The 21,106-nt window shown below is 67.9% G+C and carries 19 protein-coding genes; 6 read left to right on the plus strand and 13 right to left on the minus strand.

Translation table 11 applies throughout. From position 1 onward, the window contains the following. Positions 1 to 960: an ABC transporter ATP-binding protein gene (locus tag PROPJV5_RS09030; protein ID WP_119716026.1), complete on the minus strand. Its 960-nt coding sequence runs from the start codon at positions 958 to 960 to the stop codon at positions 1 to 3. Between the two features lie 157 nt (positions 961 to 1,117). Between PROPJV5_RS09030 and PROPJV5_RS09035 the strand changes: the two genes are divergently transcribed. Next, positions 1,118 to 2,221, plus strand: a complete 1,104-nt coding sequence (locus tag PROPJV5_RS09035; RefSeq protein ID WP_119716027.1) for a sensor histidine kinase — start codon at positions 1,118 to 1,120, stop codon at positions 2,219 to 2,221. Continuing rightward, the gene (locus PROPJV5_RS09040) at positions 2,218 to 2,850 is read left to right on the plus strand and encodes a response regulator transcription factor (RefSeq protein WP_119716028.1); all 633 of its coding nucleotides are present in this window, start codon (positions 2,218 to 2,220) and stop codon (positions 2,848 to 2,850) included. The genes PROPJV5_RS09035 and PROPJV5_RS09040 overlap by 4 nt, the downstream gene beginning before the upstream one ends. A 69-nt stretch (positions 2,851 to 2,919) precedes the next feature. On the opposite strand, the gene PROPJV5_RS09045 is transcribed toward PROPJV5_RS09040, so the two are convergent. Beyond that, positions 2,920 to 3,807, minus strand: a complete 888-nt coding sequence (locus tag PROPJV5_RS09045) for a LysR family transcriptional regulator (RefSeq protein WP_119716029.1) — start codon at positions 3,805 to 3,807, stop codon at positions 2,920 to 2,922. Between the two features lie 177 nt (positions 3,808 to 3,984). On the opposite strand from PROPJV5_RS09045, the gene PROPJV5_RS09050 reads away from it, so the two are divergent. Then, positions 3,985 to 4,968, plus strand: a complete 984-nt coding sequence (locus PROPJV5_RS09050; protein ID WP_119716030.1) for an alpha/beta hydrolase — start codon at positions 3,985 to 3,987, stop codon at positions 4,966 to 4,968. A gap of 109 nt (positions 4,969 to 5,077) precedes the next feature. Here PROPJV5_RS09050 and PROPJV5_RS09055 read toward each other — a convergent pair whose 3' ends face one another. Then, positions 5,078 to 5,779, minus strand: coding sequence for a DUF4253 domain-containing protein (locus tag PROPJV5_RS09055; RefSeq protein ID WP_182858661.1), 702 nt, complete (start codon positions 5,777 to 5,779; stop codon positions 5,078 to 5,080). 221 nt (positions 5,780 to 6,000) lie between these two features. Beyond that, positions 6,001 to 8,079: a Spy0128 family protein gene (locus PROPJV5_RS09060; RefSeq protein WP_182858662.1), complete on the minus strand. Its 2,079-nt coding sequence runs from the start codon at positions 8,077 to 8,079 to the stop codon at positions 6,001 to 6,003. Positions 8,080 to 8,443: 364 nt separating this feature from the next. On the opposite strand from PROPJV5_RS09060, the gene PROPJV5_RS09065 reads away from it, so the two are divergent. Beyond that, on the plus strand, positions 8,444 to 8,959 hold the full coding sequence (locus PROPJV5_RS09065; RefSeq protein ID WP_147385414.1) for a basic helix-loop-helix domain-containing protein: 516 nt from the start codon (positions 8,444 to 8,446) through the stop codon (positions 8,957 to 8,959). Between the two features lie 468 nt (positions 8,960 to 9,427). Then, on the plus strand, positions 9,428 to 10,177 hold the full coding sequence (locus PROPJV5_RS12415; protein WP_147385415.1) for a hypothetical protein: 750 nt from the start codon (positions 9,428 to 9,430) through the stop codon (positions 10,175 to 10,177). 68 nt (positions 10,178 to 10,245) lie between these two features. Here PROPJV5_RS12415 and PROPJV5_RS13045 read toward each other — a convergent pair whose 3' ends face one another. From PROPJV5_RS13045 to PROPJV5_RS09095, 5 genes are all read right to left on the minus strand, one after another. Next, the gene (locus PROPJV5_RS13045) at positions 10,246 to 12,699 is read right to left on the minus strand and encodes a Cna B-type domain-containing protein (RefSeq protein WP_147385416.1); all 2,454 of its coding nucleotides are present in this window, start codon (positions 12,697 to 12,699) and stop codon (positions 10,246 to 10,248) included. A 206-nt stretch (positions 12,700 to 12,905) separates the two neighbouring features. Continuing rightward, positions 12,906 to 13,643 (minus strand): suppressor of fused domain protein, encoded by a 738-nt coding sequence (locus tag PROPJV5_RS09080; protein WP_119716036.1) that lies wholly within the window; start codon positions 13,641 to 13,643, stop codon positions 12,906 to 12,908. A gap of 185 nt (positions 13,644 to 13,828) precedes the next feature. Beyond that, the gene (locus tag PROPJV5_RS09085; RefSeq protein WP_119716037.1) at positions 13,829 to 14,572 is read right to left on the minus strand and encodes an NAD(P)H-binding protein; all 744 of its coding nucleotides are present in this window, start codon (positions 14,570 to 14,572) and stop codon (positions 13,829 to 13,831) included. Between the two features lie 184 nt (positions 14,573 to 14,756). Continuing rightward, a complete protein-coding gene (locus PROPJV5_RS09090) occupies positions 14,757 to 15,644 on the minus strand; it encodes an aldo/keto reductase (RefSeq protein ID WP_239018453.1) in 888 nt (295 codons plus the stop codon). 52 nt (positions 15,645 to 15,696) lie between these two features. Continuing rightward, positions 15,697 to 16,566, minus strand: coding sequence for an aldo/keto reductase (locus PROPJV5_RS09095; RefSeq protein ID WP_119716038.1), 870 nt, complete (start codon positions 16,564 to 16,566; stop codon positions 15,697 to 15,699). A 131-nt stretch (positions 16,567 to 16,697) separates the two neighbouring features. Between PROPJV5_RS09095 and PROPJV5_RS09100 the strand changes: the two genes are divergently transcribed. Next, positions 16,698 to 17,540 (plus strand): LysR family transcriptional regulator, encoded by an 843-nt coding sequence (locus PROPJV5_RS09100; protein WP_119716039.1) that lies wholly within the window; start codon positions 16,698 to 16,700, stop codon positions 17,538 to 17,540. Between the two features lie 64 nt (positions 17,541 to 17,604). Here the strand turns inward: PROPJV5_RS09100 and PROPJV5_RS09105 are convergent, their stop codons facing one another. From PROPJV5_RS09105 to PROPJV5_RS09120, 4 genes are all read right to left on the minus strand, one after another. Further along, positions 17,605 to 19,011 (minus strand): MATE family efflux transporter, encoded by a 1,407-nt coding sequence (locus tag PROPJV5_RS09105; protein ID WP_119716040.1) that lies wholly within the window; start codon positions 19,009 to 19,011, stop codon positions 17,605 to 17,607. A 5-nt stretch (positions 19,012 to 19,016) separates the two neighbouring features. Beyond that, positions 19,017 to 19,463, minus strand: coding sequence for a MarR family winged helix-turn-helix transcriptional regulator (locus PROPJV5_RS09110; protein ID WP_182858663.1), 447 nt, complete (start codon positions 19,461 to 19,463; stop codon positions 19,017 to 19,019). Between the two features lie 262 nt (positions 19,464 to 19,725). Continuing rightward, positions 19,726 to 20,595 (minus strand): aldo/keto reductase, encoded by an 870-nt coding sequence (locus PROPJV5_RS09115; RefSeq protein ID WP_119716042.1) that lies wholly within the window; start codon positions 20,593 to 20,595, stop codon positions 19,726 to 19,728. Positions 20,596 to 20,639: 44 nt separating this feature from the next. Then, positions 20,640 to 21,056: a cupin domain-containing protein gene (locus PROPJV5_RS09120; protein ID WP_119716043.1), complete on the minus strand. Its 417-nt coding sequence runs from the start codon at positions 21,054 to 21,056 to the stop codon at positions 20,640 to 20,642. Positions 21,057 to 21,106: the final 50 nt, after the last annotated feature.

The raw sequence follows: 21,106 nt of genomic DNA on the forward strand, positions 1-21,106 counted from the left end.
TCAGGCCGCCTCGTCCCGCAGGGCGCGCCCGGTGATCTCGAGGAAGACGTCGTTGAGGGTCGGCGGCTCGGATGTGACCCGCCCGTAGGCGACGCCCCGGCCGCTCAGCACGCCGAGCACGTCGGACAGGTTGTGCGCCCCGGAGGTGCACTCGACGTGCAGCTCGGGAATCTCGTAGTCGACGGTGCGCACGTGCCCGAGGCGCCGCAGCTGCTCGACGACGTCCTCGCCGAGGGGCTCGGTGCCGATGATCTCCACCCGGATGCGTTCGCCCGTGCCGATCATCGACTTCAGCTCGTCATTCGTGCCGATCGCCAGCTGCCTTCCGGCGTCCATGATCATGATGCGGGTGCACAGCTGCTCGACCTCCTCCATGTAGTGGCTCGTGTAGATGACCGTCGCGCCGCGCTCGTTGAGCCCCCGGATGCCGTCGAGGATCGCATTGCGGCTCTGCGGGTCGACGGCCACCGTCGGCTCGTCGAGGATGATCAGCTCGGGCTGGTGGGCGATGCCGCAGGCGATGTTCAACCTGCGCAGCAGTCCGCCGGAGAGCTTCCTCGGCCGGAACTTCGTGAACCCGCCGAGGTCGACGAAGTCGATGGCCTCCGCAACGAGTGCCCTGCGCCGCCTGCGGTCGGGCACGTAGAGGGCGCAGAAGGCGTCGATGTTCTCGGCGACGGTGAGCTCGTCGAAGACCGCCACATCCTGCGGCACGACGCCGATGCGCCGTTTGAGCTCGTAGGAGGTGGCCGTCATCGGCCGGCCGAAGACGGCGACCTCGCCGCGGTCGTAGCTCAGCAGCTGCAGGACGCAGTTGATCGTGGTGGTCTTGCCCGAGCCGTTCGGTCCGAGCAGGCCGAAGATCTCACCGGACTCGATGCGCAGCGAGAGATTGTCCACCGCGACCATCTCCCCGTAGCGCTTGACCAGCCCCTCGACGGACACCGCCTCGTCGGCCATGTCGGCTCCTTCCTGTTGATCGTCCCGATGATCATTCCGTGCCTCGGTCGGTGCGCAGAAGTGAGCGTTGTCACGCGGCGAGGGCCCGACCCATGACTTCTGTCACGAGTCCAGACGGCGGGCCCACCGGGTTCCGGTGTGCCGGATAATCGCCCTCATGAGGGTTCTGGTGGACAAGAGCGTCATCTGGTGCGGGTGCATCGCCCTGGCGCTGCTCCCCGGCCCGCCGGTGGCGGCCGGGATCTCGTGGCTGCTCGGCGCGCTGGCGCTCAGTGCTGCCTGCACTCTTCCAGAGCGCGCCCGTGCCGCGATCGTCGTGCCGGTCGCCTACCTGCTGCTGGGGGCCCTGTCGCCGTGGTCGGTGTTCGGCGCGCCACTGCTCGTCCACGACCTGGTCCGTGCGGTCGCCCGCGGGTCGTGCCGCGCATGGCTGCTCCCTGCCTGCTGCGTCCCGGTCCTTGCTGCCGTGGCGTGGCACGGTCTGCCCCTGCTCGCCGCGGGGCAGGGTGCCATCGTGTCCGCGCTGGCCGCTGCCCTCGCCGTCCGCACCGCGCAGGGCGAGGCGATGCAGCGGCGCCTGCACGTCCTGCGGGACGACCTGCAGGTGAAGATCGGCGAGTTGGAGGACTCGAACGCCCGCCTGCTCGAGACCCAGGACCACGAGACGAGGGCCGCCACCCTGTCCGAGCGCACCAGGATCGCCCGTGAGATTCACGACACCGTGGGGCACCTGCTCACCCGCCTCGTCCTCCAGACGAAGGCGCTGCAGCTCGCTCACCGTGACGAACCGGCCGTCGTGGCGGAGCTGAGCGGGGTGAACGCCACGCTCAACGAGGCACTCGACTCGATGCGCCGCAGCGTTCACGCCCTGTCGGACGAGGGTGAGGACCTGGCGACCTCCCTCAACGTGCTGGGCTCGCGCTGCGGCATCGAGAACGTGGCCGTGCGCTGCACCCTGGACCGGGAGCCGCCGCCTGCCGTCTCGCGCTGCCTCATCGCAGTCACCCGTGAGGCACTGACGAACGCCGCCCGGCACGGCCGGGCCGGCTCGGCCCGGGTCGTGCTCGCCGAGTACCCGGTGTTCTGGCAGATCACCATCGGAAACGACGGCGCCGCACCCGCCCCCGAGCGGCTTCACGACGCCAGCGGCATGGGCCTGCGCTCGATGCGGGAACGCATCGAGTCGCTCGGGGGCGTGCTGAGGATCACCACCAGCCCCCGATTCACGGTGTTCGCCACCCTGCCGAAGGAGAACCCATGAGAGTCCTCATCGTCGATGACGACGCCATCGTCGCCGGCTCACTCGCCACCATCCTCGATGCCGAGGACGACATCGAGGTCGCCGGGACAGCCGGCAGCGGCCCCGAGGCCGTCGAGCTGCACGCCCGCGAACGGCCCGACATCTGGCTCATGGACATCCAGATGCCCGCAGGCGACGGGCTGGCGGCGGCCGAACGGATCCTGGCCGGTGACGAGCAGGCGCGCATCGTCTTCCTCACCACCTTCTCCGACGACGAGTACATCGTGCGGGCGCTGCGGATGGGCGCCCGGGGCTACCTGATCAAGCAGGACGTCGCGCGGATCGCGCCGGCCCTGCGCAGTGTCATGGCCGGGATGCGGGTGCTCGAGGGCGAAGTGCTCGAACGCACCGCCGCCCTGAGTACCGGGGGCACCGCCGGGTCGTCACGCAACGGGGCGTTCAGCGCCCTCACCGACCGCGAGTACGAGGTCGTCGAGGCCGTCTGCGAGGGCCTGGACAACGCCGAGATCGCCGAGCGGCTCTTCATGAGCGAGGGCACCGTGCGCAATCACATCAGCGCGGTGCTGGCCAAGCTCGGGCTGCGCAACCGCACCCAGATCGCCGTGCTCTACTACCGGGCGGGTTCCTGACGGTTCGGCCGTGCCTCTCGGCCCCGGAGGGGACCCCACCATCGGTGAGCCCATGGCGGTCGCAGAGCGTCACTGCCCGGCGGCGGTCAGAGAGGAACGCAGCTGGGCCAGGAAGCGTTCGGCCATGGGGGAGAAGACCTGGTGCCTGCGCCAGATGAGGTGCATCGTCGTGGTGAGCGCGGGGGCCAGCGGCAGGAACACGAGGCTGGTGCCCTCACCCGTACCGACGAGCCGGTCGAAGGTGAGCAGGCAGCCCAGCCCCTCACGGACGAAGACGGCGCCGTTGTAGGCGAGCCGGAAGGTGCCCTCCAGGTGCAGCTGGGGCATCCGCTCGGCGGCCCAGAGGGGGATGTCCCTCCGCCAGGACTGCTCGGAGCAGAACAGCGGCACACCGACCAGGTCGTCCAGTGTCACGGCGCTCCTGCTCGCCAGCTCGTGATCATCCCGCACCACCACGCCCCACACGTCGGCGCCGGGGAACGTGAGGTGCTCGTACTTCTCGTCGTCGGGCTCCTCGACCAGGGCGGCGAAGTCCAGGACACCCCGGTCGAGCTTCTCCGTCACCTGCTCGGTGTCACCGCTGGTGATGTGGTACCGAAGTCCCGGGCACGCCTGTTTGAGGCGTTTGATCTCGCGGGCGATGAGACTCACCTGATGCGATTCGGCGAGGCCCAGGTAGATGTCGCCGCCCGTGACGTCCCCCAGACCCGAGAACTCCTGCTCGATGCGCTCGGCCATGAGAACGAGATCGGCGGCGCGCTCGCGCAGCAGCACGCCCTCGTCGGTGAGGTCCACGCTGGTGCTGTGGCGCACGAACAGTCTCTGGCCCAGCTCCCGTTCCAATGACTTCATCTGCTTGGACAGCGTGGGCTGGGTCACGTGCAGCTGTTCCGCGGCACGGGTCATGCTCCCCTCACGCGCGATCGCGAGGAAGGAGCGCAGGACGCGAATCTCCATGGTCCCGCCTCATTTTCAGTGATGTGAGATGCGCAACAAGCATATCTGACATGCAGAAAAACCATTGGAGAAATAACACTGGGATGACGAGAATCGTTCCAGAAGCCCTGTGGTCGTGCCGACGGACCACCGACTGCCGCTCTCACCGCAGGAAGAGGCCAGAAGGAGACGAGGATCATGCAGAACGAACAGCTCAACCTGACCCAGGAGTGGGACAAGGTCTTCCCGCCCAGCGACGCGGTGGACCACGAGAAGGTCACCTTCCACAATCGCTTCGGCATCACCCTGGCGGCCGACCTCTACAAGCCCAGGGGAACCAATGGGACTCTTCCGGCACTCGCCGTGAGCGGGCCCTTCGGCGCTGTGAAGGAGCAGTCCAGCGGACTGTACGCCCAGGCCATGGCCGAACGCGGCTTCCTCACCATCGCCTTCGACCCCAGCTTCACCGGTGAGTCAGGCGGCGAGCCCCGCTTCATGAACTCCCCGGACATCAACATCGAGGACTTCCAGGCAGCAGTCGACTACCTGTCCGTGCGTGACGACGTCGACTCCGAGCGCATCGGCATCATCGGTGTCTGCGGCTGGGGCGGCATGGCGCTGGCCGCAGCGGCAGCCGACCCGCGGATCAAGGCAACCGTCGCCTCGACCATGTACGACATGAGCCGAGTGGCCGCCAACGGCTACTTCGACTCGGCCGACAGCGCCGAGGCCCGCAACCAGGCACGTGCCACCGTCGCCGCCCAGCGCACCGCCGACTACCGTTCCGGCAGCTACGCCATGGCCGGCGGTGTCGTGGACCCGCTGCCCGAAGATGCCCCCGACTTCGTCAAGGACTACCACGCCTACTACAAGACGCCCCGCGGCTACCACCCCCGCTCGCTGAACTCCAACGACGGCTGGACCGTCATCGGCGGGTCCTCTCTGATGAACGCCACCTTGCTGGGCTACATCGAGGAGATCGAGAACGCCGTCATGATCGTCCACGGCGAGGCGGCCCACTCCTACTACATGGGCAAGGACGCCTTCGCCCGGCTGAAGGGGGACAACAAGGAGTTCGTCTCCATCCCCGGCGCCTCCCACACCGACCTGTACGACGGCGGTGAGCAGAACGCGATCCCGTGGGAGCGGATCACCGCGTTCCTCACGACGCACCTGGTCTGATCACCAGCGGTCGGACCCGTACCGCAGGGGCTCGCGCACGAGGTTGCGCGGGCCCCTGGGTGTCTGGCCCGGAGGACTCCTCGTGGCCGGGGGTCTTGCGTTCAGCCGCTCAGTCCCACCACAGGCCGAGGACGGGGGAGAAGTCCCTGAACTCGATGTAGGACTCGAGGTCGTGGAAGTCGCTCTGCTCGTAGTCGTCCGGGCAGACCCGGTAGACCTCCGCGAGCAGGTCCATGAGTTCGTGGTGGATGAGGCCGTCCGGGGGCAGCTGGAGCGTGAGCGTGTCGAAGCCGATGCCCACCAGGGTGAGGTGGTAACGCTCCTGCCATGAGGCCGCGATGCGCGCGATGGCCTCGCCCTCAAGACCGTAGTTGGTCGGCCCCCACCAGCCGAGCCCGCTCAGCGCCCCGGCCGGCGAGGTGGCCGGGACGAGGCCCAGGGCCAGCGGTTCGCTCCCGTTCCAGGGGACGATGAGCTCATCCGCGCCGGCCGGTGGAGCCTCGACCGGGCCGCCGAGCCGGCGCACCGCGGCGATCGGGGCGATGTTTCCCAGGTGGGCGGCCATGTCGTCGGGATCGGCGAAGTCCTGTGGATCGGTGGGGGAGAGCAGGAAGTCCTCGACGTCGAAGTCGCTGTTCCCGCCCGGCTCGAACAACTCGCCGTTGCGCCAGGGGCGTTCCAGGTCCCCGGCAAAACCGGCCAGGGCCACCGGCCAGAGCCCGGTCCGCCCGAAATCCGCGGCGAGGCGGCGCATCCACGCACCAAGGAGTTCCGGCTCGACGGGCTCGGCGGTCATCCAGGCCAGCGGCACGATGCGGCGGTCAGTATCGAACGGGCCCAGATGGACACCGGACGGGAGATCGATTCCGCAGAGCCGGAGGGGCCCCTCGGGCGGGACGGTTCCTGGGGACGGCGAACGAAATGACATGTCCCCGATCCTAGGGGCAGGGTCTCCGCGTCCGCAGCACATGAAGGGTCCCGGCCCAGCCATTGCTGAGCCGGGACCCTTGCGGTCAGTCGCTACCCAGTGCGTCAGCGACGGCGCAGTGCGAGAGCGCCACCGACAGTCGCGACGAGCAGGAGCCCAACCGTGAGGCCGCCCGAATCGGCGCCCGTCTTCGGCAGGCGTTGAGGACGCTTGCCGGAGGTGGTGCTTTCAGCGGCCGGTGCGGTGCTGCTGTCGGTCGCCTCTGGAGAGCTGCTGCTCGGAACATCAGAGGGCGAACTCGCAGCAGGGCTGCTGGGTTCGGGGGTCGGGCTGCTGGGCTCTGGAGTTGGGCTGCTTGGTTCCGGGGTCGGGCTGCTTGGTTCCGGGGTCGGGCTGCTTGGTTCCGGGGTCGGGCTGCTTGGTTCCGGGGTCGGGCTGCTTGGTTCCGGGGTCGGGCTGCTTGGTTCCGGGGTCGGGCTGCTTGGTTCCGGGGTCGGGCTGCTTGGTTCCGGCGTGGTGATGAGCTTGTTGTCGAACACCATGTCACCGGCAGGCTCGCCATCCTTGGTGATGACCGGATCACACTCCAGCATCCCGTCACCGTCGGTGTCGGTCGGGGTCACGGCCACGGTGTAGACCGCCGTGTCGTTCTCGTATCCCTGCGGTCCCTCATCCGGATTCTCCCGGACCGTGTAGGTGTGGGTGACACCGATGTCCTGGCGGCCGTAGCTGATCGGGTCGAAGGAGACGGTGCCGTCCGTGGTGTTCTGCGCGGTCTGCAGAACGATGCCGTCGGCGTCGAGCAGCTCGAAGGAGAAGACCTTGTCGCCGGGGGCTGCCCCATCGACGGTCTTCGTGGCGGTGAGAACGAGTGACCCGGCGACCTTCGTCGTCTTCGTCGTGTTGCCGCCGACAGTGTTCTCGATGGTCGTTCCGGCGGGCACCCCGGTGAAGTCCGTCACGATGGTGACCGTCTGCCGCGAGCTGGCGGGAATGGCCTCGGTGTTCGTGATGCTCACCGTGTTCTTCGCCTCGTCGTAGCTCAGCGAGAAGTAGTTGGAGGCGTAGGAGTCGACGTACGTGACGTTGGAGTCGAGTTCGTCGGTGAGGTTGATCTCGCCGGCGGCGAAGGCCTGGTCGTTCTCGAAGGTGATGGTGTAGGTGACCGTCTGGTCCTCCGGGTCATCGCTGATCTCGGTCTTGTCGACGCTCTTGTAGCCGAGCGAGCTGCTGTATCCGGACTGGGGTTTGAGTGTGAAGGACGAGGTCTCGACGTCGGGGCCGTTCGGGCCCGTGTAGGTGATGCTCGAATTGTTCGTGAGCCTGACCGACGTGCCGGCCGGCACCGTCGCGTCGTAGTAGATGCGGTAATACTTCGTGCCGTCGAGCCGGTCGCCGAAGTCGAAGGTCATGGTGTTGCCCGAGACCGAGACGATCTGCGCGACCTCCTCGGCCGACAACTCTGGGCCGGTCTGGGCATCGGGGAGTTCGGTCACGATCCTGATCGAGGAGGGATCGAGCACCATCTCCGCGGGCAGGGTGTCGCTCACCGTGACACCAGTCATCCTGCTCATCCGGGGATCGACCTCGATGGCGTAGGTGACGGTCACGTCCCTGTTCTGGTCGTACACGCCGGAACTCGCCGTGTCCTGCGTGTAGCCGTCACCCTCGTACCCCCACTTGATGATGCCCCGCGTCTCAGGGCCCACGCCGCCGCCGTGGCTGCCGGCGCCCACGGTGATCGTCTTGGAGGCGTCACCGACGGTCACCGTGGCCGTCGTGGCCGAATCGGAGTTGTTGTTGCCGAAGGCCGAGATCGAGAACGACCCGGAGATGCCGTTCGGGGCGTTCTCGTTGAAGACGAGCCGGTACTGGCCGCCTCCCAGATCCTCCACGTCGGAGAAGACCTGCTGACTCACGGCGAACGAGACGTTCCGCAGCGTGTCGGGAACGGTGACGTTCACGTAGTCGCCGGCACTGATCTGGCCGCGATCGAGCGTGTACGAGACGTTGAACGCCGCGTACTGGCCATTCGCGATGGACTCGTTCTCGGTCGTGATCGTCGCGTGGAAGTGGGCCGCGGCATCATTCCCCTCGGCGTTCGCCGTGGTCGTGCCGCCGAATGCGGTGAGACTCACCACGAGGAGCAGCACTGCTGCGAGCCGGCGCAAACGTCTTCTCATCGTCCTTCCCTTCGGGTTCGTGTTACGTGGGCCCGGAGGTGAGGATCCGGGGTAGTTCAGGGTTAGTGTACCTGGACATCTGCTCTGTTCTCTGAACTTGACCCGCCGAGAACGGCTGTGCGGATCGGCGGGATGCTCGGGCCCGGGGCGATTCGCAGTCCGGCGCGGCGGCCGGCTGGCCCGAACCGGCATTGACGGTCAGGCGTTGGCGCATGAGGAACAGCTGCAGGACAGCCGGCTCTGCCGTCTCTCGCCCTGGATGGAAGGCATGCGCCGGACTGTTACGCTTCGAGCGACTCGGACGAATCGCCGCTCGCCGGCGCTGGACCCCGCGGGTGAGCAATCGGACCACTGGAGGCTTGTCGTGGACGCAGAGGGACTGAGAAGGCTGCAGCGATACATCGGGAAGAGACCGCAGGGGCAGACCGATGAAGAAATCCTGTCACGTCTTGAAGAAGAAGATCGTAAGCATGGCCTGACTCCCAAGGAGTGGGCCAAGCTGCTGGTGCCGCTCTGCGGCAATGCCGAAAGTGGTCTGTTCCTGAGGATGCAGGGGAGGGCCGACCTGCGGGATGAGGCGCCGATCCTGATTGATCATACGGTGCGTTTCAGGCAGCGCCCGGAGAAGGAATCCGAGCAGGTCGTGATCCTCAGGGGACTGTTGCCATTCGTACCTGAGGACGACAGACAGTCCGTGTTGGACAAGGCACTCGCCAGTGCCGCCTGGTTCGGCGCGTATGAAGTTGCGAAGTTCCTTGTCGAACAGGGTGCTGACACTCGGGTCGAGTCGAATGGAAGAGGCTTGGCCGAACTGGCGCAGCATGCCGTTGACACCTTCGGGGATCGACGAGTTCTCGACATGCTGATGACACTGGCATGATGCATGGTGGTGCGAGAATCCCTCGGCGTGTGCTGCTTCGTGGGAGATGACGACCTGCCCATTCCTTGAAGGCGATGCCGTGCTCCACGGTCAGGGTTCCTGGGCGGACAAGAGTGCCGGGTCACAGCCCTGGCGATCCCTGACACGGAACCGGGTCCTCCCCGGTAATCGCCCAGTGCCGAGGTCTTCGCTGTCCCGCGCGCTTGACCGGCCCGATCAACGGCTGTTGTCCTGACGCGATGAGGGGATTGGCGCGGCTCCGGGATGCTCGGGCCTTCTTCGTCGTTGTCCCCGTCACCCTGTGGGCGGTCAATGTGGCGCGGTACCGGACCGTCCTGAGCGGGCGCGGCATCGAGCTGCACCGGATGGTTCGCAGGCAATGGCGTCCTTGGCCCGTAACGCGCGGTGTCGAGCGGTACCGCCTCGTCCTGAACAACGGGACGCCGGACGACAGACGACACCATCAGGATGCCTGGAGGGGTCTTCGGCGGCACCTTCCGGTGGCGTGGGGAGAAAGCGGGTGACCAGGCCCGACAAGCCCTGGACGCGATCTGGCGCTTCGCCGTCGAACAGGGCTGGCCCCCGATCCGGGGACTGTCGCTGTGGACTCGCTCCTGGCTCGTGCGCCTGCCGTTGGACGTGCCGCCGTCATCGGGCGTGAACCGATGCTGGTCTACCGGGCTCCGGCATGGCACCGGCTGTGGGAGTTCGCCTGCGATTCAGGGATCGCCCTTCTCCTCTTCGGTGTTTCCCCTCACGGTGACCGCTGTGTCGATGCTGGTGGAGCCCGAAGGCTTCTGGCACGCGGTGGTCGGCGTGCTCGGGCTCCTGTTCGGAGTCGTCTGCATCCTGTTCGCGCTGGGTGAGGCCTCGCTGAGCTTCAGCCGGACGGTCGTGGACCGGACAGGAATCAAGGTGGATCGCAAAACGACGATCGCTTGGCCGACTTCACGGTCCAGCCTGTTCGTTGCGGGTGCCCGCGTCCTTGTGGCGGGACCCGACGGGAAAGCCGTTCCCCTGCCGGGGACTGGCGGCGCCCGGGGCGGCTTCGAGCAGCGGGAGCGGCTCGCTGCTGCCCAGTGTGAGGAGATCTGGTGCTGGGGTGTGGCCAATGGTGTGACGAGTGAGGACGGGTGCTACGTCCGGCTTGATTCTGCCCCGATGCAGCGTGAGCGTGAGGTCTTCGAGCGCCGCTCGGGCATGACGGCCCCGCGCTGAGTAGGCCGGACGTGGAAAAGACCGGTCGGGTGCGGATACCCGTTCCGCACCCGACCGGTCATCTCTCGTTATGACTGCTTGCGTTTGCGCAGCGTCTGGGCGCCGGCACAGGCGGCGATCAATGCCACGGCCCCGAGCAGCCCGGCGAAAGCATCCTCACCGGTCCGCGGCATCTTGGCCGGTCTCGTCTTGGACGGCGTTTCCGGCGTCGGAGTGCCTGTCTCAGCGGGCGCCGTCGGGGTCACATCGGGCGTCGGCGTCACATCGGGGGCAGGTTCCGGTGTCGGGGTCGGCTCGGGTGTCACCTCGATGGCCTCGTTCACGACGACGACGGAGATCACCCGGGTGTCCGGGTCGTACTCGCGCCGGTAATCGGCAGACCAGCCCTCGGGCGCGTCCTCCTCGATGTAGGCACCCGAGTCCAGCGGCAGGCCCTCGAAGGTGTGGGTCCACTCGTTCGACTCGTCGAGTACGACGCTCTCCACGCGGTAGCCGTCGATGGTCAGCCAGACCGTGATGCTCTCGGGGGCGCTGAGCCCCGTCTGGCCAGGGTTCCACTGCTTGGTCACGGTGAGGCTCTCGGTGTACTCGTGCTCGTTGCCGAGCACGACCTTGCCGTTCGAGCCGATGCCGCCGCCACGGGTGGACGAGTTGTTCCGCACGATCACCTTGGCGAGCCCGGAGCTGAGCTGGACGGCCTGATCGCTCGGCGTGGCCTTGAGCTGATAAGAAGCCGGGTCGTCGACGATTCCCGACACCGCCGTCTGGTCTGCCGTGCCGGCGGAGTAGCGGGGCACGTCCGGGTCGGGGACGCCGAGCTGGTCATCGGTTGACTCGATGGCCGCGCCGTCGCGGTGCCAGTCGGCCAGGCCGCCGCCCAGCATGCGGTCGGCGATGGTCGCCGTCGTCGGTTCCTCGTTGTCGGGGAAGCGCACGATCGAGACGTCATCGCCGGCGCCCTGCGCGCTGTTGCCGTAGAGCGCGGTGCCGCTGTTCACGTTGATGCTGGCCTCGCCGGTCGGGCAGAACCACACGCCGCCGCCGAGCACGGACGCCTCGTTGTCGGTGATGAGGGAGTCATTGATGTACAGGGAGTACGGGACCGAGCCGACGTAGAGACCACCGCCCTGCTTGCTGGCAGTGTTGTTCTCGATGACTCCGGCGTTGATGCGCACCTCGCTGGAGGCCGAGTAGACGCCGCCGCCGCAGCCCCTGTCGCCGTCCTCAGTCTGCCCGGCCTGGGCGCTGTTGCCCGAGATCGTGCCGCCGTTCATGGTGAACGAGGCGGGGAAGAAGTTGGGCCACTGGGCGAACCCGTCCTCGTAGGGGGTCTTGCCGAAGTAGTTGACGTAGGTGTCGTAGGTGGCGACGCCCCCGCCCATGCCGGTGGCGGTATTGCCCGTGATGGTGCCGTCGTTCATGACGAAGTCGCTGCCGCTCTCGACGTAGACGCCGCCGCCTGCGCCGTCGGAAACCTCACCGTTCGCCATGACCAGGCCGGTCCCCTGGCAGTTGGAGATCTCGCCGCCGTTCATCGTGAAGTGCGCCTTCGACCACCAGTCGCTGACCTGGGCTGAGCCGCCGTAGAGGTAGACGCCGCCGCCGCGCGGAGCGGAGCAGTTGGTGATCGTGCCGCCGTTCATCGTGAAGGTGGACTCGACGGCGTTGTCGGGGGTGGCGCCCGTCCGGTTGAGCGCCAGCACGAGCACGCCACCGGAGGTCTGGATCTGGTTCCCGGCGTTTCCGTTGGAGATCTCGCCGCCCTCCATGGTGAAGGTCGCTCCGTCGACCACGACCGACCCGGCGAGCTGGTTGTCGATCGTCGTGTTGGTGATGGTGCCGCCGCTCATCGTGGCGGTCGCGCCGTTGCGGACGTAGACGGCCGCGCCGCGGTCACGGTCGATGGTGGTGTCGGTGATGAGGCCGCTGGCCATGGCGAACGTGGCATCGCTGCCCGTGACGATCACGGCCCCCACATTGTCGTCGTTGAAGTTCTGCCGCGAGGCCAGCAGATTGCGCAGGGTGGCGCCGTCCAGGATGAAGGAGCCCTCGGTGACGACGAAGCTGTTGTTCCTGCCCTGGCCGTCCAGGGTCACGTCACCACTGAGGGTGAGGGTCCCGCCGGCCTCCACCTGGAAGAAGGGCTTGGCGTTGCTCGTAACGGTCGGCGACGCGCCATCGTCACCCGTGATGGTGATGACCTTGCCGGCGGGAATGGTCACGGTGCCGTTGAGGGCGATGTCGCCGGTGAGTTTGATCGTCGTCACGTCACCGTCGGTGGCGTCCGCTATGGCCTGCCGCAGGGCGGCCTCATCGCCCACCGTGACCGTCACGGCGTCGAAGAGCGCCGTCCGCGGCCGGGGAGTCGACGCGTCCTGCCCGGGGGCGTCGGCAGCCGTCCCCTGTTGGAGCACCTGTGCTGGCACCGGGGTGTTCTGCGCGGTCGCTGTCGTCGCCCCTCCCGGTGCCACGACGCTGAACGCGAGGACCGCGCCCAGCAGATAACAAAGCCTTCTTCTCATGGATGCAGCCCTTCCTGGTCTGCTTCGTGTCTCCGGAACTCTTCAGGGGGCGGCAAGGGTGTGGATGTATTGAAAGAAACCGTGACGATCATAACCGCTCGTGAACGAAAGTGAAATCACGTTGGCTCCGCGGCGTGGCGCCGGGTCCGTGGCGAGTCATCCCCGGCTTCGCCAAGGACTACGAGGACACGTTGGCCCCGCTGTGGCTACAGGTAGGAGCGGGGCGGGCGGGAGACGTCGATGACGGCGTCCGGGCTGTCAGCCAGGATGCGCCGGTGCAGCTCGGGCGCGCGGTGGGGCTCCAGGGACAGGACGCTGATGTCGTGGGTGGTGATGGCCGTCACCTGGTTGAAGGCGAGCTCGCCGAAGAGGGTGTCAGTGGTGCGGGCCTCGGTGTCGGGGACCACGAACAGCCCGGTCAGCTCGGCGGGCGCGCCGGGGCAGACCGGGGAGCCGCTTCCCGCCAGGGAGTAGCCAGGGGTCAGCGGCCGGGCAGTGGTGTCCGTGTACCGGGCGAGACTCGCCAGGGTGTCGAGGGCCCACATGCACCGGGCGGTGTCCGTCTCGGCCGGCTTCATCGTCAGCTCGTAGCCCCAGCCGCTGTGGTCCCCGCCCAGGGCGTCGACGTCGGCGGCCAGGGTGCTCAGCCCGTAGGTGACGATGTGACGGTAACCCTTGGGTGAGGTGTACAGGGACAGGCCCTCCAGGACCTGGTCGCCGCCGAAGCGCACACGATCGGGGGCGAGCGTGGCGAAGTGCTCCGGTTCCTGGCCCGGGTAGAGACGGGCCAGCTCGGCGTCGATGGCGTCCCAGCCGGGCGTCCAGTCGCGGTGGCTCTCGGCGTAGGCCAGGAACTCCTCCCGCTTCATCCCGGGTGCCGGGGATGTCTGCGCCGGTCGGGAAGCCGGCCGGGAGGGGTGCTGGGAGCCCGGGGTGTTCGTCATGGTCGCAACATAGCGCCAACTGACGCAATGAATCCCGTCCAAGTCACGCAGCCGGGTAGGCCAGTGGCGGAAACATGCGGGTTTCGGAAGCTGGAGGAACGAGCTGTGCGCTACCTGCCACGACTCGCAGATGACCTGCTTGGCGGGTCGCCAGCCATGGTTGCGGTGAGACGGCAGAGCGCCGTTCAGGCGCCGAATCGGGAGACGTCGGCCCGCACCCTGGCGGGCTCGTCGTCCAGCGGGACGAGGACCTCGTCGAGGACGCCGCGGCCGGTCTCGGTGTCGGGCTGGGCGGCGGCGAAGAGCTCCTCGAAGTCGGTGACCGGCTCGCCCTGCTGGGAGAAGACCTCCACGGTGCGGTGCTCGCCGGACGGGTTGAGGGCGCCCTCGATGAGCAGCTGGGCGATGTGGTGGCGGTCGACGCCGGGCCGGCCGCCGATGCGGTCGCCCTGCTTGAGGTCGATCCGGGTGTCCGCGGGCCCCTGGTAGTCGAACCAGCCGGGCCGGACGATCGTGTAGGGATGCCCGGAGACGCGCACGAGTCGCTCGGCGCGGCGCTTCCAGTCCCAGGACTCGCCCGACGGGTGGGAGATGTACATGGAGGTCATGAGACTGATGTGAACCTCCTGCCGGCCGGCGAGCGCCTCCAGCAGCGCGGGGAGGACGGCGTAGTAGTTGTTCTCCAGGTCGGCGTCCCCGCCGTGGGTGAGGATGACGACGTCGACGCCGTCCAGGACCGCGGCCAGAGAGGCGGCTTCGGTGGGGGAGGCCTCGACGACCTCGGCCCCGACGGGCAGGGAGCGGGCGGCCCGGGTCGCGTTGCGGGACTGGGCGCGCACGCTCAACCCGCGGGCCAGGGCCTCCTCGACGACGACGCGGCCCACCTGGCCGGTGGCGCCGATGACGAGGATCGTGCGGGATGCGGACATGCTGGTGTTCCTTCCATGGAATCGTTTGCTCTGTGATTGTCTGGGCTGCCGGGGTGGTCGGGGCGGTCACGTCGAAGTGGTGAGAAGCCCCTGCGCCCGAGCCGGCAGCCCATGACCGTCGCGAACACGGCGCTGCCCGCCGTCAGGGCGAACCCCCTGCGCGTCAGCCTCATCCCGCCGGTGCTCAGTACAGTGAGCCGCCGCCGATCTGCTGCTTGACCATGTCGCGCAGCAGCCAGCCGACGACCTTCGGGTCGTAGTGGTCGAAGATGCGCGGCAGCGTGCCGTCGTCCAGGGCGGAGAAGGTCGCCAGGTCCTCCTCGGTGAGTTCGAAGTCGAAGACGTCGAAGTTCTCCGCCATGCGCTCACGGTGGGTGGACTTCGGGATGACCACGACGTCCTTCTGGATCAGCGCCCGCAGGATCACCTGCCCGGGCTTCTTGCCGTACTTGGCGCCGATCTCGGCGAGTACCGGGTTGGCGAAGATGTTGTTCTGGCCCTCGGCGAAGGGCGCCCAGGCCTCGTGCACGACACCCAGTTCGGCCATGACCGCGTGGGCGGCGTCCTGCTGGCGGAAGGGGTGGGTCTCGATCTGGTTGACTGCCGGCGGGATCTCGGCCAGCGCGGCGACGTCCACCAGGCGCTCGGGGTAGAAGTTGGACACGCCGATGGCGCGCAGCTTGCCGGCCTTGTAGGCGTCCTCCATGGCCCGGTAGGCGCCCGGGTAGTCACCCATCGCCTGGTGCAGCAGCATGAGATCGATGTGGTCGGTGCCGAGCTTGGCCAGCGACTCGTCGATGGAGGCGGCGGCGCGCTCGTAGTTCATGTTGGACACCCAGATCTTGGAGGTGATGAACACCTCGTCACGCGGCAGGCCGCTCTTCGCGACGGCGGCCCCCACGCCCTCCTCGTTGGCGTAGGCCTGGGCGGTGTCGATGAGCCGGTAGCCGACCTCGAGGGCCTCGCGCACGCAGCGCTCGGTCTCATCGGGCGGGGTCTGGAAGACGCCGTAGCCGAGGACGGGCATCTCGACGCCGTTGTTGAGGGTCGTGGTGGGAACGGTGGTGGTCACAGGGACTCCTTCCTGGTGGTGATCTTCGTGACGGATCCGGCTGATTCTGCGCTCAGGCCTGCTGGGAGTAGTCCATGACGGTCGTCGTGAAGGCGGGCGGCTCGTCCGGAATCACGTAGTAGGGCTGCTGCGGGATCTGGTTGATCGCTGCGATCTCGTCGGGCGTCAGCTCCACGTCGAGGACGGCGAGGTTGTCGGCCATGTGGGCGCGGCTGAGGGTCTTGGGGAAGGTGACGTTCTTCTCCGCGAGGTGCCAGGCGAGGATCACCTGGGCCGGGGTGGCGCCGGTGCGTCGCGCGGCGGCGGTGATGGCCGGCTCGTCGAGCAGTGTCTTGTCGCCGTGGCCGAGCGGGTACCAGGCCTCGACGAGCACCTCGGTGCCGGCCGCCTGCTCCATCTCGGCCTTCAGCTCGTGCTGGTTCCAGCGGGGGTGGGCCTCCACCTGGTTGACTGCCGGGATGATCTCGGCGACGTCGAGGATCTCCTGGAACTTCGCGATCGGGAAGTTCGACAGGCCGATCGAGCGGACCTTGCCCGCTGCCACGGCTTCCTCCATGGCCTTCCAGCCGGCCACGTACTCGCCGTAGGGCTGGTGGAAGAGCAGCAGGTCCACGTAGTCCAGGCCGAGCCGCTCCAGGGTGGCGTCGATGTCCTTGCCGCACTGCGCGTAGGGATAGCTCTGGGGGAAGAGCTTGGTGGTGATGAACAGGTCCTCGCGCGTCACGGCGCCGGCGGCGATGGCGTCGCGCACCACCTCGCCGACGGCGACCTCGTTGAAATAGGCGTTGGCGGTGTCGATGTGCCGGTAGCCCAGTTCGAGGGCCTGCGGCAGGTGCTCTGTGACCTCGGCGGAGGTCATCTGGAAGACGCCGTAGCCGAGAGCGGGGATCTGGTGGCCGTCGTTCATCGTGAAGCTCTGCATCGGGTGCTCCTGTGCTCGATGGTTTTCTCACCTTCAGTCTTCACCCCGGCGCGCCCCGTGTGAAATGCTTTTCACACCAGCGCTTATGCTTCGAATGCATAAGTAGGGTGAGTCTGACGGGAAGGTGGGGCATGGAGCTGGAGCAGTTGCGTCAACTCGACGCCATCGCCCGCGAGGGCACCATGAGCGCGGCGGCGGTGGCCGTCCACATCTCCCAGCCGGCTCTGAGCAGGTCGATCGCCCGCCTCGAGGCCGAGCTCGGCCAGCCCCTGTTCGACCGGGTCGGCCGACGTCTCGAACTCAACGAGGCCGGGCAGGTCGCGCTCGACCACGCCCGGCAGATCCTGCGCGACGAACGACTCATGCGCGACGCCCTCGATGCCCTGGCCCGCCGCACCAGGGCGCTGCGCGTCGGCACGGTCGCCCCCGCGCCGCTGTGGCGCCTGACAGCCCTCATCGTGGAACGCTTCCCGCAGACGGTGCTCACCTCGAAGATGATCTCCGAGGCCCAGGTCGAGGCGGGCATCCTCGACGGGACGCTCGACCTGGGGATCGCCCTGCGCCCGCACACACTGCCCGGCGTGCGCTCCCGCCAGCTCATGGTCGAGAACCTGTCGGTCTCGCTGCCGCAGCAGCACCGTCTTGCCGACCGCGGGGACCTCACCGCCGCGGACCTCGACGGCGAGAGCTTCCTTCTGCTGGGCGCCATCGGTTTCTGGCGCGAGATGTGCGACCGGGCCTTCCCGCACTCGGAATTCATCATCCAGGAGGACCGGGACGTCTTCGAGCAGCTGACCCTGAGCACCGAGATGGCCTACTTCGTCACCGACGCCCCCTCGCTCTCGGCGCCACGACAGGGCCGCGTCGTGGTGCCGATCCGCGACGCCATGGCGCACGCCACCTTCTACCTGCTGGCGCTGGCCGACGGGCGCCGGGAGGCCACCGACGTGTTCGACTGGGTCAGCCGCCAGTAGCCGGGCAGGCGCCCAGCCCCATCGGGGCCGGCCCGATGGGGCGAGACCCGTCACCGACCAACGATCAGTCGAGGGCCGGTTCGGTCGTGGGCGTGGCAGCCGTCAGTACCGGGGCAGTCTGAGGGCCGGCTTGGCCGGACCTGCGGCCCACGAGGCCGTACCGGGGGCCGAGCGTCCTGATGAGCACCAGCACGACCAGGGCCGCGATCGTCTCGGCCACGATGATCGAGGACCAGATGCCCACGGGCCCGATGAGTGTCGGCAGCAGCAGCACCGAGCAGACCTCCAGACCGAGGGTCCGGCCAGCCGCCAGGGCCGCCGAGACGAGACCGTTGCCGAGGGCGGTGAACAGCGACGAGCCGTACATGCCCACGCCCACCGACAGGAACGAGAGCGAGAAGATGCGGAAGGCCGTCTCGGTCAGTTGCATGAGCCTCGTGTCGTAGCCGGCGAAGATGAACGCCAGCGGGTGGGCGAGCAGCTGCGAGGCGACCATCATGAATGCGCCGGTGATGGTGATGATGGCGAGTGATCTGCGCATGAGGCTGCGCTTCTCGACATCGTTCGCGGCGCCGTGCTGGAAACTCATGAGCGGGGCCGAACCCATGCAGAAGCCCTCGAAGATCGCGGTGAAGATCATGCTGACGTACATGACCGTGCCGTAGGCGGCCACCCCGTCCTGGCCGATGAACCTCAGCAGCTGCAGGTTGTAGATGATGCTCACCACCGAGATGGAGATCGCGGCCATCATCTCGGACGAGCCGTTCACGCAGGCCCTGCCGAGCGCGGCCGGATCCCCTGCGGGGCGTCCCAGCCTCAGGAAGCTCGGGTTCGGCCGTGCGAACCAGGCCAGTGGCACGAGGCCTCCGACGAGCTCGGAGACGACAGTGGCCCAGGCCGCGCCGGCCACGCCCCGGCCGAGGACGCCGACGAACAGGATGTCCAGCGACATGTTGGCCAGCCCCGCCGCGAGGGTCACGTACAGGCCGAGCCGGGGCCTGCCGGCCGTCGAGGCGAAGGCCTGGAAGGCGTACTGGAGCATGAACGCCGGCAGCGAGACCATGAGGATCCGCCCGTACAGCACGCTCAGCTCCAGCATCTCGCCCGACGCGCCGAGGAGCTGGGCGACGGGGCGCATGACGAGGGCGCCGACCACCGCCAGGGCGATGCCTGCGCCGAGCGTGACGTAGACGATCATCGAGAAGTACCGGTCGGCCAGCTCGCCGCGACCCCGTCCGCGGGTGTGGGAGACCAGCGCGCTGCCGCCTGACCCCATCATGAAACCGAGGGTGCCCAGGATCATGATGAACGGCATGATGAGGTTGACGGCGGCGAAAGCCGTCTTGCCGGCGAAGTTCGAGACGAACAGGCCGTCGACGATGCCGTAGATCGAGGTGAAGATCATCATCGAGATCGAGGGCAGCGTGAAGCGCAGCAGGGCGCGGACGCTGAAGTGGCGTGACATGTCCATGGCCGTCAGTCGCTCCAGATCGCGTCGAGTTCATCCGACAGGGCGGTGGAGTAGGTGGTCAGGGCGGAGACGAGCGCGGCGCGTTGCCCGCTGGGAATGGCGGCCAGTGCGGCCAGCTCGGCGTCGATGACCGGGACGATGCGTTCGCCGACGATCCGCCGGCCCCGTGCCGTGAGGAAGACATGCGTCATGCGCCCGGCGCCGGGCTCGACACGGATGGTGCCCTCGTCCTGAAGCCTCTTGATGGCCGAGTTGACCGTCTGCTTGCCGGTGAAGCACAGCTCACACAGCCGCCGTTGCGAGCAGCCCTCGCCGGCCACGTGCAGCGCGTAGAGGATGTCGAAGGAGCTGTCCGAGAGCCCTGCCGCGCGGGCGGCGCGGTGGTAGGCCTCGTCGATGCGCTTGCTCGCCGCGTTGATGGCTCTCTGCAGAGTCATCAGATCTGTCGTCATGGGGTCTTCTCCACCGCATTCGAGTCCGATTTCGGACATAAAGGATCCGGTTCATCACCCTATGCGGCGGATGCCGGAACACAAGCCCATGGCAACAACGCAGCCATCACGGTCACCGAAGAGCCGCCGTGCGGCGTGACGCGGCGGCTCGCGGTGGAAGGGGGGCGCGACGACTCGGCCCGGGCGGATGGCCCGGGCCGAGTGTGCGCCACGACGAGTGCACCGCTGCGACAGATTCCTGCCCGGCGGGGCGGTTTCGGCCTCAGCCCAGCTGGGTCCGGAACACGGGGAAGAAGCTGTGCTCGCCGTAACTGGCGAGCCGTCCGACCGATCGCAGGGCCGCCATGTCGTCCTCGCCGATCGTGAAGTCGAGCGCGGCGTTCTGCTCCATGTGGGCCCGGTTGGCGGTCTTGGGCAGGGCGACCAGCCCCAGCTGCAGGACGTACCGGATACACAGCTGCGGCACCGATGCGCCGTACCGGGCGGCGATGGCCGCAACCTCCTCGTTGTCGAGGATCGCGCCGTGCGCCACGGGGGAGTAGGCCTCGACCACCACGTCGTTCGACTGGCAGAAGTCGATGAGCTCGAACGGGGTGTTCCCCACGTGGGCGAGCACCTGGTTGACGGCCGGCTTGACGCGGGCGTTGTCGATGATGTTGCGCACGTCGTCGACGAGGAAGTTGCTCACGCCGATCGACCGCACCTTACCCGCCGCCTGAGCGTCTTCCAGGGCCCGCCAGGCATCGAGGTTCTCCGCGTAGTAGTGGTTGTCGTCGGCGCGGAACTCGGCCCACGGCTGGGGGCTGTGGATGATGAGCAGGTCGACGTAGTCCAGCCCCAGCCTGGCAAGCGACTCGTCGATCGAGGCGGCGGCCGAGTCGTACGACTTGTGCTCTGCCGCGACCTTCGTCGTGACGAACAACTCCTCACGGGCGACGCCGCATTCGCGGATGCCGGCTCCGACGCCGGTCTCGTTGCCGTAGGCCTGCGCCGTGTCGATGTGGCGGTAGCCGACGGCCACCGCGTCCTTGACCGCCTGTGCCGCGTCGGCGTCGTCGATGAGCCAGGTGCCCAGACCGAGCGCGGGGATCGAGGTGCCGTCGTTGAGTCGGATCTGCTTGTCGTATGCCATGGTCTTCCTTTCCTTGCCGCCCAGACGTACTGGCGGCGGTGGACTCACGCGAGAGCGCTGTACTCCTCGTCGGTGACGGGCTCGAGCCACTCGTTGTCGATGCCCTCGCCGGGGACCATGATGGCGATGTGGGTGAACCAGGAGTCGGGCGCCGCGCCGTGCCAGTGCTTCGTGCCGGCGGGCACGTTGACGACGTCGCCGGGGCGCAGCTCGACGGGTTCGGCGCCCCACTCCTGGTAGTAGCCGCGGCCCGCGGTGGCGAGCAGGATCTGGCCGCCGCCGGAGCTGGCGTGGTGGATGTGCCAGTTGTTGCGGCAGCCGGGCTCGAAGGTCACGTTCGAGATCTGCACCTGCTCGGTCGAGATCGGGGCCAGGTAACTCGTGCCGATGAAGTACTTCGCGTATGCCGTGTTCTCCTCACCGAGGGGGAAGGGGCCGGTGTCGATCTCGTTGGTCATCATGGGTGCCTTTCTGCGGTGCCGGTCATCCTGCCCGGCAGGGCCCTCACGCC

Origin of the sequence: Propionibacterium ruminifibrarum (assembly GCF_900289195.1) — a bacterium.
GTDB classification, from domain to species: Bacteria; Actinomycetota; Actinomycetes; order Propionibacteriales; family Propionibacteriaceae; genus Propionibacterium; species Propionibacterium ruminifibrarum.